24 protein-coding genes are annotated in these 16,197 nt (G+C 33.3%); 9 read left to right on the top strand and 15 right to left on the bottom strand.

From position 1 onward, the window contains the following. Positions 1 to 183: 183 nt before the first annotated feature. Both AC4BB5_RS01775 and AC4BB5_RS01770 read right to left on the bottom strand, forming a co-directional pair. Complete coding sequence (locus tag AC4BB5_RS01775; RefSeq protein ID WP_490457742.1) at positions 184 to 417, bottom strand: helix-turn-helix domain-containing protein; 234 nt, start codon at positions 415 to 417, stop codon at positions 184 to 186. 104 nt (positions 418 to 521) lie between these two features. Next, positions 522 to 746, bottom strand: a complete 225-nt coding sequence (locus AC4BB5_RS01770) for a helix-turn-helix domain-containing protein (RefSeq protein WP_490457741.1) — start codon at positions 744 to 746, stop codon at positions 522 to 524. Positions 747 to 879: 133 nt separating this feature from the next. Between AC4BB5_RS01770 and AC4BB5_RS01765 the strand changes: the two genes are divergently transcribed. From AC4BB5_RS01765 to AC4BB5_RS01735, 7 genes are all read left to right on the top strand, one after another. After that, positions 880 to 1,107 carry a hypothetical protein gene (locus AC4BB5_RS01765; protein ID WP_490457740.1) on the top strand — a complete coding sequence of 76 codons (228 nt, stop codon included), beginning with the start codon at positions 880 to 882 and terminating at the stop codon, positions 1,105 to 1,107. A 403-nt stretch (positions 1,108 to 1,510) separates the two neighbouring features. Continuing rightward, on the top strand, positions 1,511 to 1,924 hold the full coding sequence (locus AC4BB5_RS01760) for a hypothetical protein (protein WP_490457739.1): 414 nt from the start codon (positions 1,511 to 1,513) through the stop codon (positions 1,922 to 1,924). A gap of 2 nt (positions 1,925 to 1,926) precedes the next feature. After that, positions 1,927 to 2,199 (top strand): hypothetical protein, encoded by a 273-nt coding sequence (locus AC4BB5_RS01755; protein ID WP_490457738.1) that lies wholly within the window; start codon positions 1,927 to 1,929, stop codon positions 2,197 to 2,199. Between the two features lie 258 nt (positions 2,200 to 2,457). Further along, positions 2,458 to 2,853 carry a hypothetical protein gene (locus AC4BB5_RS01750; protein WP_490457737.1) on the top strand — a complete coding sequence of 132 codons (396 nt, stop codon included), beginning with the start codon at positions 2,458 to 2,460 and terminating at the stop codon, positions 2,851 to 2,853. Positions 2,854 to 2,856: 3 nt separating this feature from the next. Then, the gene (locus tag AC4BB5_RS01745) at positions 2,857 to 4,077 is read left to right on the top strand and encodes a hypothetical protein (RefSeq protein WP_490457736.1); all 1,221 of its coding nucleotides are present in this window, start codon (positions 2,857 to 2,859) and stop codon (positions 4,075 to 4,077) included. Positions 4,078 to 4,091: 14 nt separating this feature from the next. Further along, complete coding sequence (locus AC4BB5_RS01740; protein ID WP_490457735.1) at positions 4,092 to 4,400, top strand: hypothetical protein; 309 nt, start codon at positions 4,092 to 4,094, stop codon at positions 4,398 to 4,400. A 12-nt stretch (positions 4,401 to 4,412) separates the two neighbouring features. After that, positions 4,413 to 4,682, top strand: coding sequence for a hypothetical protein (locus AC4BB5_RS01735; RefSeq protein ID WP_490457734.1), 270 nt, complete (start codon positions 4,413 to 4,415; stop codon positions 4,680 to 4,682). A 647-nt stretch (positions 4,683 to 5,329) separates the two neighbouring features. Here the strand turns inward: AC4BB5_RS01735 and AC4BB5_RS01730 are convergent. The 12 genes from AC4BB5_RS01730 to AC4BB5_RS01675 all read right to left on the bottom strand — a co-directional run bounded on the left by AC4BB5_RS01730 (position 5,330) and on the right by AC4BB5_RS01675 (position 12,854). After that, entirely contained in the window at positions 5,330 to 5,635 is a 306-nt protein-coding gene (locus AC4BB5_RS01730; RefSeq protein ID WP_490457733.1) for an immunity protein CdiI family protein, read from the bottom strand. 61 nt (positions 5,636 to 5,696) lie between these two features. Then, entirely contained in the window at positions 5,697 to 6,113 is a 417-nt protein-coding gene (locus AC4BB5_RS01725; RefSeq protein WP_490457732.1) for a hypothetical protein, read from the bottom strand. A gap of 22 nt (positions 6,114 to 6,135) precedes the next feature. After that, positions 6,136 to 6,831 carry a hypothetical protein gene (locus AC4BB5_RS01720; RefSeq protein WP_490457731.1) on the bottom strand — a complete coding sequence of 232 codons (696 nt, stop codon included), beginning with the start codon at positions 6,829 to 6,831 and terminating at the stop codon, positions 6,136 to 6,138. Between the two features lie 292 nt (positions 6,832 to 7,123). Continuing rightward, positions 7,124 to 7,597 (bottom strand): hypothetical protein, encoded by a 474-nt coding sequence (locus AC4BB5_RS01715; RefSeq protein ID WP_490457730.1) that lies wholly within the window; start codon positions 7,595 to 7,597, stop codon positions 7,124 to 7,126. 10 nt (positions 7,598 to 7,607) lie between these two features. Next, on the bottom strand, positions 7,608 to 8,348 hold the full coding sequence (locus AC4BB5_RS01710) for a hypothetical protein (protein WP_490457729.1): 741 nt from the start codon (positions 8,346 to 8,348) through the stop codon (positions 7,608 to 7,610). A gap of 160 nt (positions 8,349 to 8,508) precedes the next feature. Further along, positions 8,509 to 8,760: a hypothetical protein gene (locus AC4BB5_RS01705; RefSeq protein ID WP_490457728.1), complete on the bottom strand. Its 252-nt coding sequence runs from the start codon at positions 8,758 to 8,760 to the stop codon at positions 8,509 to 8,511. A 105-nt stretch (positions 8,761 to 8,865) separates the two neighbouring features. Next, on the bottom strand, positions 8,866 to 9,300 hold the full coding sequence (locus AC4BB5_RS01700; RefSeq protein ID WP_490457727.1) for a hypothetical protein: 435 nt from the start codon (positions 9,298 to 9,300) through the stop codon (positions 8,866 to 8,868). Further along, on the bottom strand, positions 9,301 to 10,023 hold the full coding sequence (locus AC4BB5_RS01695; protein ID WP_490457726.1) for a colicin D domain-containing protein: 723 nt from the start codon (positions 10,021 to 10,023) through the stop codon (positions 9,301 to 9,303). A 168-nt stretch (positions 10,024 to 10,191) separates the two neighbouring features. Next, positions 10,192 to 10,827: a hypothetical protein gene (locus tag AC4BB5_RS01690; RefSeq protein ID WP_490457725.1), complete on the bottom strand. Its 636-nt coding sequence runs from the start codon at positions 10,825 to 10,827 to the stop codon at positions 10,192 to 10,194. A 12-nt stretch (positions 10,828 to 10,839) separates the two neighbouring features. Further along, the gene (locus AC4BB5_RS01685) at positions 10,840 to 12,225 is read right to left on the bottom strand and encodes a T7SS effector LXG polymorphic toxin (protein WP_490457724.1); all 1,386 of its coding nucleotides are present in this window, start codon (positions 12,223 to 12,225) and stop codon (positions 10,840 to 10,842) included. Beyond that, positions 12,218 to 12,580 (bottom strand): hypothetical protein, encoded by a 363-nt coding sequence (locus tag AC4BB5_RS01680; RefSeq protein ID WP_490457723.1) that lies wholly within the window; start codon positions 12,578 to 12,580, stop codon positions 12,218 to 12,220. Before AC4BB5_RS01680 ends, AC4BB5_RS01685 begins: the two co-directional genes overlap by 8 nt. 7 nt (positions 12,581 to 12,587) lie before the next feature. Beyond that, on the bottom strand, positions 12,588 to 12,854 hold the full coding sequence (locus tag AC4BB5_RS01675; protein WP_069654094.1) for a DUF3130 family protein: 267 nt from the start codon (positions 12,852 to 12,854) through the stop codon (positions 12,588 to 12,590). A gap of 295 nt (positions 12,855 to 13,149) precedes the next feature. Here AC4BB5_RS01675 and AC4BB5_RS01670 point away from each other — a divergent pair, with 295 nt between their 5' ends. Next, a complete protein-coding gene (locus AC4BB5_RS01670) occupies positions 13,150 to 13,923 on the top strand; it encodes a helix-turn-helix domain-containing protein (RefSeq protein WP_490457722.1) in 774 nt (257 codons plus the stop codon). 64 nt (positions 13,924 to 13,987) lie between these two features. Then, entirely contained in the window at positions 13,988 to 14,344 is a 357-nt protein-coding gene (locus tag AC4BB5_RS01665) for a VOC family protein (RefSeq protein WP_490457721.1), read from the top strand. 376 nt (positions 14,345 to 14,720) lie between these two features. Here AC4BB5_RS01665 and AC4BB5_RS01660 read toward each other — a convergent pair whose 3' ends face one another. Beyond that, entirely contained in the window at positions 14,721 to 16,193 is a 1,473-nt protein-coding gene (locus tag AC4BB5_RS01660) for a glycoside hydrolase family 1 protein (protein WP_490457720.1), read from the bottom strand. Positions 16,194 to 16,197 lie beyond the last annotated feature (4 nt).

Genomic DNA, 16,197 nt, shown 5'->3' with positions numbered 1-16,197 from the left:
CAGAGAGACATACGGTTGGAAAAGTAAAACATACAAAAAAAGAAGCTTGCGTATGCAAACTTCTATCAACTCATCGTCTTTAATTGTTTTTGTTTTTCTCAATATCTAAAATGTTATCAATGACATCTAAAACCTTGGCTTGTCGTGAAGATAAAGATAATTTATTCATGTTTATTTGCAATTTCATTTCCCCTTCTTATTAGGAAAATGCACTTTCACATCACTAACCCCACAAATATAATTCATATCAACATTGTAAAACTTAGCAAGTTTAATCATAGATTCTAAAGGTATTCTCGTCTTCCCATATTCATAATCAGCATAAGTTCTCTGACCCACGTTTAACAACGTTGCAACTTCTCTCTGTGTATAATCGTTATCCTCACGTAATGCCCTTATTCGCTTAATATAATCCATAGTCATCCCTCTTTTTGATTATTCTATCCTAGAGTTATAAACTCAATCACTTTTTAGAGCTATAAACTCTAAAATTAACTATCTATCATTTAGCATTAAACTAACTACATTTTAGGAAATGAGTTCTTCACATGACTAATCCCACAAATATAATTCATGTCAACCTCATAAAATTTTGCTAATACAATCATGGAATCTAGAGGTATTCTCGATTTTCCATATTCATAATCAGCATAAGTTCTTTGTCCAACACTCAACAGCGCTGCAACTTCTCTCTGTGTATAATCATTATCTTCACGTAATTCTCTTATCCGCTTTATATAATCCATGACTTGTCTCCCTCTTTTTAATTATTTTACGATAGAGTTATAAACTCTATTGACTTTTAGAGTAATAAACTCTAAAATAGACTTAAGAACAAAAACAATGAATTAAAAACTAGAAATCATTAGGAGGTTCAACATGGCTCACCCAATAAAAATGATCACCTATCAAGATCTACATAAACTAAATCATTCAATCCAACAATTAAAGAACTGGCACGAAACATTCAGTTCACTAAAAAATAATACCCATAATCACTCTATTCCCGATAACCTCTTTTATGAGCATGAGCGAATACTAAAAACATTAGCTCAAGAAACACAAAAACTTAAAACCAAAGAGAAACTAAAAAACATTTTGATTTAAAATTCTAGCTGCAAAATGGGATTTTAAAGTTCATCAGTATTAGCCGAACTGATACTGATGCACGATAGATTTAAACAAGTAGTTGGCTATCTAACTACTTGTTTTTTTGTTTTAGCACAATTATTTTCAACTAAAAAAGCCTAGAAAGAATCCCTCTAAACTTCATAACAATCATTTCCTCTACTTTTTATAGTTATTTCTGTTATAGCTATTGGGTAACTAATTTATCTAGATTATCTAGAATCGGTCGAAAATCCTCAACATTTAAATCCATTTCTAACTATTTATCACAATTGAAACATTGACTCTTTTTAATTTAGTTGGGATAATTAGTTTATAGTAACATTATTTTTACATACCTATTCTTGTACTAACATCCTGATAATTAAAGGAGCGTGAAGCTTTGAAAAAGAAAAAATGGTTCCTTGGTTTACTTGTACTTATACTAATTGGAGGTGTCAGCTTGTTTACTTTTAATCAAAATAAGAAGCAAAGAAAAGAACAGCAAGTAATAAAAATGGAAACAACTGTTGTTAAACTAATAAAAGATAGATTTGCAGATGTGAAAGTTGTAGATTTTATTTCCGAAATGTCAGGAGGATACAATGATAAAACTGGCTATTGGACTTTTACTGTGAATATTACAACCGATAAGGGTACTTCTAGTCCTGGAACAATACATTTTTCGAGCAATCAACAGACGGAGTTAGGTGCTTTCGGGCCCATTGATTCTGATTTTGATGAAATTGTCCTGAATGGAAAAACACAGGACAAAGTTAAGGTAATTTATTCAAATGGTTCTGAAAGTGAGGTGTAAACGTGGCTACAGAAGAACAGTTAAAAGACTTGAATGAAATTGTATATTCAGTTGACCCAAATTTTAAAGATAACGGGTTTCAAGGCATGGCAGTAGCTCCCATAGTGAATGGTACTCCAGACTATGGACAAGTCACAGTAGTTGCAGCGGGAACCTATCCTAGTGACTCTGACGATTTAAAAGCAGCTGTAAAAGGAATGGCTCCAAATGGTTCTCCTCAAGCAGACGTCGATTTACAATATGTAGGTGATCTTATTGGCAACAATCCCACTTGAACGATTAATCAGTTATCTGGTTATTCCCAATTTATTTAACGATTTAATTTCTTCCCCCCACTCCTTTGTCGTGTACCTCATAACTAATTTATCTAGAATCGGTCGAAAATTCTCAACATTTAAATCCATTTCTAACTATTTATCACAATTAAAATATTGACTCTTTTTAACTTAGTTGGGATAATTAGTTATTAGTAATATTATTTTTACATACCTATTCTTGTACTAACATCCTGATAATTAAAGGAGAATGAGGCTTTGAAAAAGAAAAAATGGTTTGTTGTTTTACTTGTACTTATACTAATTGGAGGTGTCATTTTGTTTACTTTTAATCAAAATGCGAAGGAAAGAAAAGAGCAACAAGTCATAAAGATGGAAACAGTAACTGCAAAACAAATTAAAAATACATTTGTCGATGTAACAGAAATTAAATTTTCAGAAAATTATGGTGAAAATAAATTAACAGGATATACAGAAGTTATGGTTACAGTATCAACTAGCTATGGTGTAAGCTCTGAAATTGGGGTTAGTATGTCTCCTAAAGATAAAGCTACCGAATCCTATGTAGGGTCTGGAGAACCTACTTTAAAAAAAGGGCGAACAGAGACCGAGGTTCGAGTTATTTTCTCTAATAAAGATGAGAGGAGCTTTTAGTTAATGTCGACAGAAAAAGACTTAATGATCTTGAACCAAGAAGTTTACAAAGTAGATCCTGATTATAAAGATAATGGAAATAAAATCAAGTATACAGATAAAGCTGATAACCAGTTGAAAAATAATGAAAAAAATGTGATTCAAGTAGGAAATCAAGAATTTAAAGTACTTTCAGCCCGAAATGGCGATTATGGTTTTCAAGGAATGGCGGTAGCACCAATAGTGAATGGTACTCCAGACTATGGACAAGTCACAGTAGTTGCAGCGGGAACCTATCCAGATGATTGGGATGACAAATGGGCTGCTGTAAAAGGAATGTCTCCGAACGGTTCTCCTCAAGCTGACGTTGCTTTACAGTATGTGGGGGAACTTATTGATAATAATCCAAATTGGACGATTAATCAGTTGTCAGGCTATTCTCAATCAGCTTATATGCTAAAGGTAGGAGCCCATTTTCAAATCCCAGCTACAGTGTTTAGTGGGTGGTTTCAATACCGTTCGTTGTCAAAAGAGGAAGAAAAGTTTATGAAAGAAAACCCTCATTTATTTTTAAATTACCGCCAAAAAAATGACGATGTGACGAAATGGAATGATTTCAATTCTAAATGGGGAAATAGTGATGATTTTGGAACAATTGTATGGGTAGATGGTAATAGTCACAAATTAACTAGCTGGGAATTTGATGAAAAAACAGGACAACTAAAAATTTCAGATAGTTTGGGCAATTCTGAAGGAGCCATGATACAAGCCAGTCATTTTCTGATGCGTGGATTTTTAACTCAATTGACTATGTTAGATCAACTCAAAGCCAAACTAACAGCCAGTGGGGGCGGACTTTCAAAGAATGAAAAAATTTATTTAGATGACCAACAGGCGTTACTAGCAGTTAACACAGGACGAGCAGCCTATCAAAATGCGATGGCTACTGCTATAAAAGTATATCAAAATGCAATTACAGATGCTGAAGATATCTGGCAAGAAACATTACGGGAAGCCCGTTCTCAAATAGAAGTACTGTCGGATAATGAAATGAGGGATAATTTATCAGCGATAGGAGCTACTGAACAACGAATAGTTGGTGAACCAACAGAATTTTTTAAACAAAAAATCAATAAGGTAAAAACGATGGATGAAAAATTCGAATCGTTAGCAAAAGGAATCAAAAGTAAAATCGACAAAATGGTTCAAACAGATCAACAACTAGCGCAACAATTAAAGCCTTAAAAAGGAGCTAATAGATGAAAGAGGAACAGATTACAGCCGATTATCAGCGAAAACGCCGTGAACTAGAAGAAGATGAAGATATTCTAAAAAATACGCAACGAAAAGGAGAACAATTGATACAAGAAACGTTGTCAGATATTTACCGAATTGTTCAACAGTCAGCTGTAAATAGCGAGCCTTTTGATCGTGCCAAACAGGCCATTATGCAAATAGAAAATGATTATCATGAAGAGCTATCAAAAGCAAAAAAACAAGTTTATCAACAACAAGAAGAACTTGAACGGAACTATCGAAATGACCTCCAGAAAAAAAATAAAGAATAGGGAGTTGTTCTATTGGAAGAATTAGCAAAAAAGTTATTAAAAGAATTACAAAAAAATTTAGAAAGGATACTTGTTCAAGCAATTGGCTCAGCCAAGATACAGAAATCTCATTCAAAGAAACACGAAGCCAAGAAACAAGGTGAAACAGCAATAGAAAGTGCTAAAAAGGCATTGTCTTCTTCCTCTCAAACATTAGAGGGTGCTGTTAAAGGTCAGTTTGGAAAAAAAGTAACAGAAGCTTTTGAGAAGCAACAACAAACTTTAGATAATCTATCTTCTTAGCATTTAATGATTAAATTGATAACACTCTACTAAAATTGAGTACATTTTAAACAAACTCAAATCACTTAAAATGGAGTAAACTCAACTATCACGAGCTGTGCAAAACTAATTTATTTTTGAGTGGGAATAAAAGAAAAGCGTGTATCCCCTTTATTCATAAGGTTTCTACACGTTTTTTTGATATAGTGTAATCATTTTACAATCAATCAACCAACAATTAAAGAACTGGCACGAAACATTCAGTTCACTAAAAAACAACATCCATAATCATTCTATTCCCGATAACCTCTTCTATGAGCATGAGCGGATACTAAAAACATTAGATCAAGAAACACATAAACTTAAAAGCAAACAGAAACTCAAAAACATTTTGATTTAAAATCCTAGCTGCAAAATGGGATTTTAAAGTTCATCAGTATTAGCCGAACTGATACTCATGAACAATAGATTTAAACAAGTAGTTGGATAACCGGCTACTTGTTTTTTTGATTACACATCAGCAGTAGAATGAGAATATTCATGATATTTAGACCGATTATTCTCTTTCTCTAGTAACTAACACAACGCAAAAAAGCCTAGAGGAAATCCTCTAGACCTCACACTAAACAATTTAACACTTGAAATTTCCCTCACCACTACTAAGTGAATTAGAATTTTATCTCATTCTCTATTACATATTCTTCTCCAAGTGCTTCTTGTAGATACTTTGCTATTTGATTAAACTCATCAAGAAATAATTCTTTTTCTATATCTAAGTTAACCCCAATGTACTTGAAATTAGTATCTGTATCAATAAAAAGGTTATTATATTTTTCCTGTAAGGAAACTAATTTTGCATCTAATTCTTTATCTTTCAATAGCTCTTCAGGTATATCGTTATATAGAAAATGCTCATCTTCATATATCCATATAGGAAAACATTGATACTCCAAATATAGTTTTATTTTTTTCATAGCTGTACTCCTAAATTAAATGGTACATTAACTAAACTGATTGATTCATTTCTATTTTTCCTTAAATATTTAAATTTATTTCTTCTATATTATTTTGTGTAGACATCTGAATCAATCCATTAGCAAATTGCTCTATAAGACCAATTTCACTGTATAGATAAAAACAGCATCTATGTTTACGTTCATCGTTATCATCTATTTCCATGTCTACTTCTATTTCTATTTTTCCTGTTGCATCTGCTGGAGAAAAATTCAGCGAAAAAGCTGGCGTGAAATCTCCTTCTTTTTTTCCAAACTCTACATAACAACTATCATTAAATTTAAAAGAAAATTCCTTAATTCTGTTTCCAATAATTTCTAAGTCTGTATTCTCAATATAGCATAATTGATAAGCTGAAATATATTTCGATTTAGCACTAACTTTTATTTCTAATAAATTTGAATCTTCCCAATTTTTTTCTATTTTAATGTTGTTCATATTTTCTCCTTCTAAATCTAGTTTATTTGAATTTAAAATCATCGAAAATACCGGTGATTTTGTTATAGACATAATGAACAGATACATTTTCTCCATTTGACAATTTTATATTTTTCTGCATTTTTACCCAGCCATCTTCTGCAAGCCACCTAGGATCAGTCATTTTTATAGGCAATTCTTTAGCATTCTTTAATGGATTAGATTGAACTTCATGCATTACCATTTGCTCATCAAAATAATTTGGTATAATACGCCCTGTATTTCCTTTACCAGCAGTTTCTACTGGATTTCCAACCCCACTAACTTTCCCTACATCTTTCCCTCTATCAACAGTCTTAACAACATCCGCCGACTTCTCAAACTCTTTCAACGCTCCCCACTCTTTAGCAGTCAACTTGATCGCATCCAGCGAATAATCACCATTTCTCAGCAACTTAGCTGACTTCAAGATATCTTTCACTCGATCGATCGGCAATACTGCGAGCAACAAGAAAACACCTGAAGATGAGCGTTGTATTTTTGTAGAATCTTTCGCAAGCAGGATCTCAATATCATCAATATTGGTAAGGATTTTAAAAATCTCTGGTCCATACTCTTTAAACAATTCAACATTATGAACACGAAACAGTTCATGCAACTCTTTTGTTTTTTGAACATCCAATTTCCCATTACGATAAATCTGGTATTCAACGCCATTCGATAATTCTTTGATGACCACATCGATTCGATCTTTCGGTTGTTCTTTGTTAAAGTCCTTTAGTGCTTTATACCAACTTCTATGTATTTAAATTCAGTTTCAAATCAAAAAAAGTCTAACAGGATTTTCGCTAGACTTTTTTGATCTGAATAATGTTTTAAGAAGATGAAGATAGCAAAATTTCTAATTACTTTAAGAGGGATTAGCGTTTCCCATTTAGCCTTCAATAGAGACGCAAATTGAAAGATAAGTTACATCTTACTATTCGATTCCAAAGGAGTAGTAACGCCCCTTTTATTTTTCTTTTTAAAATTTACTCAAGAGTAATTGATTCATCGTCTAAAATTTTTAAAAAGTTGTCATAATTTATACTATCTCTATAGAACAGTGTAAATAAATCTCCTTCTATAAGATTAAATTCAATTAACACACTATTATCAATATCTTTTTCTGTATCTTCTAAATTAGGAACAAACTCACTATCAGATAGAACAACAGCAATACTTATTTCCCAAACAGTTCTGCACTGATTCAAAATACCAATCAATTCATCAAAATCAATTTTCATACCTTGTGTATCTCTTACTCGATTATTAAAATCGAAAACTTTTTCACTAAATAGTCCTTTTTCTTCGGAAAATCTTTCTTGATCGTTCGGAACCGCATTAATTGTTCCTATAGAAAATTTACTAATTCCTGTATTCTTTTTCATAGATGTTAATATTTCAATTAGAAACTCAGCATTGTAGTTCGCATCATTGTAAGTACAATCAATTTTTTTCAACATATTTTTTCTCCTATTTTAAAAATGGTGGGTTGGTATCGAACTTATGATCAATTTTTTTCCCTAAAGGAAATTCTGAATCATAAATATATTCATGCCAGTGAGGAGCACTATGTGAATCAGGTCTTCCATGGTTTGAATAATCCACCCACCCTTTTTCTCTTCCATATTGGTCATAAAATTTAGTTTGTTTCAAATTGCCTAAATCATCAAATTTATCTAATGAGTTGGTGCTAGGTTCTACTATACTAGGTAATCTATTGTCCTTGTAATACGCATCTGGTAAAAATGGTTTTGTAGCAAAATCATTTGATTGTTTTATAATATCAGCCCCACTAGCTTTACCTACATCTTTCCCTCTATCAACAGTCTTAACAACATCCGCCGACTTCTCAAACTCTTTCAATGCTTCCCACTCTTTAACAGTCAACTTAACTGCATCCAGCGTATAATCACCATTTCTAAGCAACTTAGCTGACTTCAAAATATCCTTCACTCGATCAATCGGCAACACAGCTAATAACAAGAAAATACCAGAGGATGAGCGTTGCATTTTCGTAGAATCTTTCGCAAGCAGGATCTCAATATCATCAATATTGGTAAGGATTTTAAAAATCTCTGGCCCATACTCTTTAAACAATTCAACATTATGAACACGAAACAGTTCATGTAATTCTTTTGTTCTTTGAACATCCAATTTCCCATTACGATAAATCTGATATTCGACGCCATTCGATAATTCTTTGATGACCACATCAATTCGGTCTTTGGGTTTTGTTAAAGCTTGACACTATTAGAAAAGCCTAGCGAAAATCTCCCTAGACCTTATAACAAAAATTTCTTTATTCTATTTTTCAAATAATTTAAAATTCCCCCTTTTTCATTTTAAAATCTGCTACATTCAAGTTTCTTACTCAAACATATTTATTAATTTGTGCAAGTAATTCATCTTTGTATAAGCATTCTACAAATGGAATTTCACACTGATTATTTATTTCATATTCTGGAAAAACCAAGAAATTCAATCGATCCATTTTCTTTATAATATACTCATTTCCTTCAAACTCACCATTTCTAATTTCATAAGACTTAACAAATTCAATTATTGCTTCGTATAATTCTTGCTCGTTTATCTCGGCTTGTAAGAATTTTTCTATTATACTCATCATTAACTCTCCGCTGATTAATGAGATAATTAAATAGTTTAAACAAGTATCTAACTTAAAATATACCTTTCCTATTCAACTAACCCTAAAATTAAATTACGTTTTTTAAAAAATACAACCAAAACTTACATACTCAAAATTCAGATATGCATTACATATAGTTGAGCTATAATATATTGTAACGTCAGGAATAGCTCTTTTTGAAACGAAAAGGCCAAAATCTTTTATATCGTTCCAATCAGAAACGTATCTTTCCACTTCTGTAGACGTATCATCATTTGCTATAATAAATTCGATATCTTCACGAACCTCAATAAGTATTTTCTCACATACTAAAATCAATTGATTAATATCTGAATAGATTGTCTCTTTAGTGAATATGACATCAAATAAATCAATATCTACCTCAAAAAAGTCATCCTCTACATAACTAAATACCTCACTCTTAGATTTCATTTCTGTTTGAAAAATATTATTTATAGCATCTTTCTCTTTTTCTAATAATATGTTTTTAGTCATCATCGTTACTACTAGTCTCATTTATTTAACAACTCCTGATTCTATTAGATGTTTCAGCTGTTCCTTACTCAACTTAAATGCTGTATTCATACTTCCATCTTTATTTATAAACGTCCAGAGACCGGTTTTTGAATCATATACATGGGTTCCTTCAACCCCTTTCCATGATCCAGGTTTCTGTGTGCCTGTATCTATCAAGCGTTTAACATCATTTTTAAAAGCTTCCACACTAGCCTTTCCACCATCAGGATAGTTTCCAAAATCTTTTCCATGTTTTCCAAAGGCTTTATCTAAAGACTTATCTTTAAATCTGACATCCTTAGATACTATTTTAGGAAGATCTTTCCCTCTATCAACAGTCTTAACAACGTCCGCCGACTTCTCAAACTCTTTCAACGTTTCCCACTCTTTAGCAGTCAACTTAATCGCATCCAGCGAATAATCACCATTTCTAAGCAACTTAGCCGACTTCAAAATATCCTTCACGCGATCAATCGGCAATATAGCTAACAACAGGAAAACACCTGAAGATGACCGCTGCATCGTCGTAGAATCTTTCCCAAACAGGATCTCAATATCATCAATATTGGTAAGGATTTTAAAAATCTCTGGTCCATACTCTTTAAACAATTCAACATTATGAACACGAAACAGTTCATGTAATTCTTTGGTTCTTTGAACATCCAATTTCCCATTACGATAAATCTGGTATTCGACGCCATTCGATAATTCTTTGATGACCACATCAATTCGGTCTTTGGGTTGTTCTTTGTTAAAGTCCTTTAGTTTTCTGTAGCAATTTCTTTGTATCTAGTAGCATCCATTTCTAATTAAAAAAAGTCTAGAAGAATTTCCACTAGACTTTTTTGACGTGTATATGCTCTAGAAAATTGAATTTATTCAATAGTAAAGTTACTTTATATAGTATTTTTTATCTATTTTTAAATATATCTTATTATCTATTTTTATTAAGCAATTCCATTCATAGACTCCTTCTTCACTATCCATGTAAATTATTATTGATTCATGTTCACTAGAAATTGGATTAATTGAAAATTTTGAAGCATTGATAATTTCTTTTAAATGAGTCATATCATAATTATCATCAGAAAAAAATAATATATTATCCAATGCATCTTTCCTCATTTCAGATATATTAGAATAATTTTTGCGCTTGGGATTAGATAACAACCACATATTTATTATATCCTCTTTAGATACTTTTGACAGATTTTCTAATAGTTTTTCATCAAAATAAATATTGTCAACAAATGTTTGAAACTCTTGGGGATCAAATAATATAGGTTGATATTTATATTCACTTTGAACGACATCAGAGTCTTGAGGTACTGCTACTACAAGATCATTACACCTTTTCAAAACTGAGTAAAAATATTGTTTAGTACCATAATTCACTTTCAAGAGAATTTCATTATTTACCTTTTTTACAATTCCCAATAATGAGCCACTGTGAATGAGAATATCATTTTTATAAATTTCACACCAATCTTTATATTCACCTGATATAGTATATCTATATTGTTCCATTCTAATTCTCCTTTACTTCAATGAAGGTATTTTTATAAATTCTGGTAGTTCGTTTACTTTTGAGAACCTTGCCCAGTCAGACTCAGGAATAAAAGTACGATGTATGATACTATCTCCTTTTACTGTAACTTGATAAACTCCACTTTCACCATTTACAGCTCCTTTAGCCAAATGCTCTATTCGTCCATCAGCTCTAGTAATTACTGGATTAGATAAAATATCAATATCCAAGTTTTTAGGAAAATCATGATATAAAGGATCTAATTTCGCCTTTTCAATCACACTCTGACTATAGTTATATTTAGAGTTTCCAACCCCACTAACTTTCCCTACATCTTTCCCTCTATCAACAGTCTTAACAACATCCGCCGACTTCTCAAACTCTTTCAATGCTTCCCACTCTTTAACAGTCAACTTAACTGCATCCAGCGTATAATCACCATTTCTCAGCAACTTAGCTGACTTCAAGATATCTTTCACTCGATCGATCGGCAATATAGCTAACAACAGGAAAACACCTGAAGATGACCGCTGCATCGTCGTAGAATCTTTCCCAAACAGGATCTCAATATCATCAATATTGGTAAGGATTTTAAAAATCTCTGGCCCATACTCTTTAAACAATTCAACATTATGAACACGAAACAGTTCATGTAACTCTTTTGTTCTTTGAACATCCAATTTTCCATTGCGATAAATCTGATATTCGACGCCATTCGATAATTCTTTGATGACCACATCAATTCGGTCTTTCGGTTGGGCTTTGTTAAAGTCCTTTAGTGCTTTATACCATTTTTGATTTTTAAAATCAATGGTTTTATAACCATCTTTCCCACCTGAAAAATTTCCAGCACTACCTAGAAAAGCTAACCCTTCGGCAATTGAAGCAATAACTGTTTGTACGTCTGAGAAATCACTGCCATGTGCTGCTTCAAAGGCGCTATATTTTTCGAGAATTTCAATTTTCTTGGCGGTTCCTAGCATACTTTGTTTATTAAAAAATTGATTCACAAATGGCACATCTTCAAAGGCTTTTGCCAAAGCTTCCATGATCACATCATTTTCTGCTTGTAAACGACGTAACTCAGCTTTTAGACTTTCCATTTTTGCGGTATCTAAATCATTTTCTGCTGGTCCAACTTCTGAGGTAAAGGCGCTCAAGTAAGAGGTGATCGCATCGTCAAGGGTATTTAAGGCATTGCCCACTGTCGTTGATACTTCTGAGTAGGCATTAAAATAACTTTTGGTCGAATCCCACCCTGTACCAGATAATTTCCCTGCACTTTGAAACGCTTGTTGCGCCTCTTTAAAGGAATTTAGTTGATCTAACACAGTTAAACGTAGCGTTTGGACTTCACTGGCAACGTTTTGCCATTCCGTATATCTAAATTTAGGCATCTTCCTCCTCCTTTTGTTCTTGTTTCTTTTTTTGCAGCCATAGGAGGTCGTCTTCTGCTTGGATTTTTTTACGTTCTGTTTCACTGACTAATTCTGTTAACTCTTCTTTGCCCGCATCAAAGGTTCTGAACGCTTCTGTTCGTTCATCTTCTAGCATTTCTAAATCTATCCTAGCTGAACGTTCTGCTTCTGTTCCTTTGCTGTAATAGAGAAATTCTTCTAATATCTCTGCTTGTTGTTGGTAAACACGTTGTAGATCATTGAGTAGAAAATCACTTTCAGTATCTTTTTTCTTTAAGGCTATTTTTCGATCTTCATATTCTTCGATTTTCACTTGTAGTTGTTTTTCTTCCATAACGCACCTACTTTACTGCATTTTTTTCAGCCTGTTTGATGGCTTGATGTATTTTTTCTAAGTTTCCAATGTCTTTAGAGGCGTTACTTTTAAACGTTGACACGATGGTACTAAGCGAAGAAACACTGCTTTTCATCGCGCTAGCTGCACTACTTTCAGAAAAGCTCATGCTACTTGCTTGTTTTGGTTTGAATGATAAGGATGAAAGGCTGCTTGTAAATTTACTTGTTAAGGAATTTACGGTTGCTGCATCAGTACTGATTTTATCTGCCATCTGAATGTCTCCTTTGATCGATTAGTTGATTTTATCCTCTACATAATAGTCATCTTTTTAGCTAAATTGCCCAACCATATCATTAGTTTTAAAAATATTATGTAAGATAAGAATACCATATTGAAAACTATAGACTTTATCAACTTATTCAGTGTACTTGTAACTTTTTGATAAACCATTGAACAGTTCAAATGTTATTGAAAAACTCTTTCTTTTCGTGCAAAATAAGTAGTTGATATAGTTTATTTTTTGACAAGACTTTTAAAAACTAGTGCTCTGAGAAGGAGGAACAAAAATGAAAACGAAAATGCCTGAAATTCTTTCGTTCATTTCAGAAGAAGCTGTTAGTAGAAAAATGACCAGTGAGGAAATTGCCATTCACTTTGGTTACGATAAACATCACTTCAGTCGGAAATTTAAAGAAATAAACGGATTCAGTGTTGCTGAATTTCTCTCTAGTTTAAAAGTTGAAAAGGCGATCTTTGAACTTGATGAAGAAAAGCGAATACTCGACCTACAAGAACGTTCAGGTTTTGAAAGCAGCGGTAGTTTCACGAATACGTTTAAAAAATATACAGGTAGTTCTCCTAGAGCGTACAAGACTGAAATGAGTGACCTTTTTGATGATATGAAACGGTTTGAAACGGATGATAAGGATCAGTCGATAGCGCATTTTGAAGAAAAGAGTCAGTCTTTTTGCACCGTAACGATTGAAGTACCGGATGGATTTGAGATGGGGATCCTATTTATTGGACTTTTCCGGACACTTATCCCGAATCATATGCCTATATCTGGATTAGCGACTAAAAATTTAATCGGAAACAAATTGAAAAATATTCCAAATGGAGACTATTATTTATTAGCTTGTGGGATAAGCCGTTCCAATAATGTTCTATCGTACTTTAACTTAGGCAATAGTTTAAGGGGCAAAGAAGATGACAAATTATCTTTTCCAAACTGTTCTGGCAATCATTACACGATTAAGCTGAGAGAACCCATACCAGAAGACCCACCCATATTAGTGAATGTGGGAAAACTTTTGATCTCCCGTTTAAAGAACACAATCTAGAATAATATTATTAGATCGTGAAATGATAAAATAATTGTAAGTTAATGAAATGGAGGAAATGATTATGAGTTTAAATGTAAAGAGTGTTACTGTAGGTCTACCAGTAAGTAATTTGGAAAAATCTGCTAGTTGGTATGAAAAACTTCTTATGAGTGATGAGAAAATTAGCCCTGTTGAAGGCATTATTGAGTATCAAATTGGTTCGGTTTGGATTCAACTTTTCGAAGAAAAAATTAATGTTTCAGAGAACGGTTTACGTTTAGAAGTGGAAGATTTAGACACAGAATTTGAACGTTTAAAAACACTTGGCGTAATCGTTGACGAGGTGATAGAGGATGTACCAGGTATCATTCGATACGTTGATTTCTCTGATCCTGATGGCAATAAGTTATCGTTTTATTGGTTATACGATCAAGAATAGATATAAACAGTTCTTATACAATGAATATAACGCTAAAACGACGGATCAATGATTCGTCGTTTTTACATTTTAGAAATAATGCTTAATTGGAGTACAATATAATTTTGCCGTTACTCTCTCTGCTGTCCAAAATGGAAGCAAGACACAATAAGATCTGCCAATGAGTTTACTGTTAGAATTGATGGGCCAGTAACTTTGGGAGTTAATCTCAATTTGCTCTTGGCTCTTTTGTTTTACAGCAATCGTTGAAGATCAAGTAAATGGAAAGAAAAATCGAGATAATATTCTTACTTTTGCCTTGGGTGATCAGCAGCCAAAATAAATAAGCACCCTACGCAATTATCCATTCTGCGTATGGTGCTTAAAAATTCTATTTTTACGAAACCGTCAACGCTGCTCCATTACTTTGAATCACTTTTTGATACCAATAAAACGAATCTTTTCTACTCCGAGCCAACGTTCCAGTACCATCATCGTCTTGATCGACATAGATAAAACCATAACGTTTTGACATTTCAGACGTTCCAGAAGAAACAATATCAATCGATGACCACGTCGTGTACCCAATTAAATCAACACCATCGATCAAAGCTTCCTTCATTTGCTCAAGATGCTTTTGTAAATAATCAATACGGTAGGTGTCATGAATACGCCCATCTGCTTCTACTTTATCTTCTGCGCCGATGCCATTTTCTACAATAAATAAAGGCACTTGATAGCGATCGTAAAGATTATTTAATGTGTAACGTAACCCTTTCGGATCAATTTGCCAGCCCCAAGCTGAGCTTTCTAGATAAGGATTTTTCAAGCCTTTTTTCAAGTTTGCATCCGTCATTTCGCCTTCATCTGGCTGCGCACTTGAAACATTAGACATATAGTAACTAAACGCTAAATAATCAGACGTATACTCTTTTAATAGCTCTTTGTCCCCATCTGTCCAAACAATTGAAACACCATTTTCTTTAAAGAAACGATTCATATAGCCAGGATAACTCCCACGAAGCATCACGTCTGTATAAAAGAAGTTATCATATTGGTCGTCATGCATCATTTGTAAGACATCCTCTGGCTTACACGTTGCAGCATAAGTCGTAAAGCGTGCAATCATACAGCCCATTTTGCCAGCAGGATTGATTTCATGCAATCGTTTGGTCACAAGTGCGGCTGCAATAAATTGATGATGGACTGCTTGATAGCAATCTTGAATATAATGATCGGTTTTATCAGCTACAACACCTGTAGATTTAAAGGTTGAAAAACGTCCTGCATTAATTTCATTAAATGAAATCCAGTAAGTCACTCGTTGCCCAAAATTCGTAAATAAGCAATCAGCAAAGCGGACAAATAAGTCGATGACTTTACGATCTGTCCAGCCTTTGTATTTATTCACAAGTGCTAGCGGCATTTCAAAGTGTGAAATGGTCACAAGTGGTTCCATGCCATATTTTTCAATTTCAGTTAAAACAGCATCGTAAAAATCAAGTCCTTCTTGATTCGGTGTTACTTCTTCCCCTGTTGGGAAAATACGACTCCAAGCCATTGAAAAACGGAATACTTTAAAGCCCATTTCCGCACATAAGGCGATATCTTCTTTATAACGGTGATAAAAATCAATCCCATGTCGCTTAGGATAACGTCTTGTATCTGGATCTTTCATCGCTTCTTCAATCTTTTCTGTTGTTACATTGCGATGTTTGGCTAAATCTTGACGGTCGATTTGGCTGTCAAAAAATGAAATATCTGAAACCGCCATGCCACGGCCATATTGACCATATGCTCCTTCAGCTTGACAGGCTGCAATCGCGCCTCCCCATAAAAAATTCTCTGGAAATAGAGTTTCTTGTGTCATAAAC

This window comes from Enterococcus sp. AMC1252 (assembly GCF_058216515.1).
The sequence above is the reverse complement of the archived record's forward strand: the minus strand, read 5'-3'. Positions and strand labels throughout refer to the sequence as shown.

Coding starts and splice junctions, on each gene's coding strand:
- AC4BB5_RS01670 (WP_490457722.1), top strand. CDS start 13,150: ATGAAAACGAAAATGCCTGAAATTCTTTCGTTCATTTCAGAAGAAGCT.
- AC4BB5_RS01775 (WP_490457742.1), bottom strand. CDS start 417: ATGGATTATATTAAGCGAATAAGGGCATTACGTGAGGATAACGATTAT.
- AC4BB5_RS01745 (WP_490457736.1), top strand. CDS start 2,857: ATGTCGACAGAAAAAGACTTAATGATCTTGAACCAAGAAGTTTACAAA.
- AC4BB5_RS01705 (WP_490457728.1), bottom strand. CDS start 8,760: ATGAGTATAATAGAAAAATTCTTACAAGCCGAGATAAACGAGCAAGAA.
- AC4BB5_RS01765 (WP_490457740.1), top strand. CDS start 880: ATGGCTCACCCAATAAAAATGATCACCTATCAAGATCTACATAAACTA.
- AC4BB5_RS01685 (WP_490457724.1), bottom strand. CDS start 12,225: ATGCCTAAATTTAGATATACGGAATGGCAAAACGTTGCCAGTGAAGTC.
- AC4BB5_RS01715 (WP_490457730.1), bottom strand. CDS start 7,597: ATGTTGAAAAAAATTGATTGTACTTACAATGATGCGAACTACAATGCT.
- AC4BB5_RS01690 (WP_490457725.1), bottom strand. CDS start 10,827: ATGGAACAATATAGATATACTATATCAGGTGAATATAAAGATTGGTGT.
- AC4BB5_RS01665 (WP_490457721.1), top strand. CDS start 13,988: ATGAGTTTAAATGTAAAGAGTGTTACTGTAGGTCTACCAGTAAGTAAT.
- AC4BB5_RS01680 (WP_490457723.1), bottom strand. CDS start 12,580: ATGGAAGAAAAACAACTACAAGTGAAAATCGAAGAATATGAAGATCGA.
- AC4BB5_RS01700 (WP_490457727.1), bottom strand. CDS start 9,300: ATGAGACTAGTAGTAACGATGATGACTAAAAACATATTATTAGAAAAA.
- AC4BB5_RS01725 (WP_490457732.1), bottom strand. CDS start 6,113: ATGAACAACATTAAAATAGAAAAAAATTGGGAAGATTCAAATTTATTA.
- AC4BB5_RS01770 (WP_490457741.1), bottom strand. CDS start 746: ATGGATTATATAAAGCGGATAAGAGAATTACGTGAAGATAATGATTAT.
- AC4BB5_RS01675 (WP_069654094.1), bottom strand. CDS start 12,854: ATGGCAGATAAAATCAGTACTGATGCAGCAACCGTAAATTCCTTAACA.
- AC4BB5_RS01740 (WP_490457735.1), top strand. CDS start 4,092: ATGAAAGAGGAACAGATTACAGCCGATTATCAGCGAAAACGCCGTGAA.
- AC4BB5_RS01730 (WP_490457733.1), bottom strand. CDS start 5,635: ATGAAAAAAATAAAACTATATTTGGAGTATCAATGTTTTCCTATATGG.
- AC4BB5_RS01660 (WP_490457720.1), bottom strand. CDS start 16,193: ATGACACAAGAAACTCTATTTCCAGAGAATTTTTTATGGGGAGGCGCG.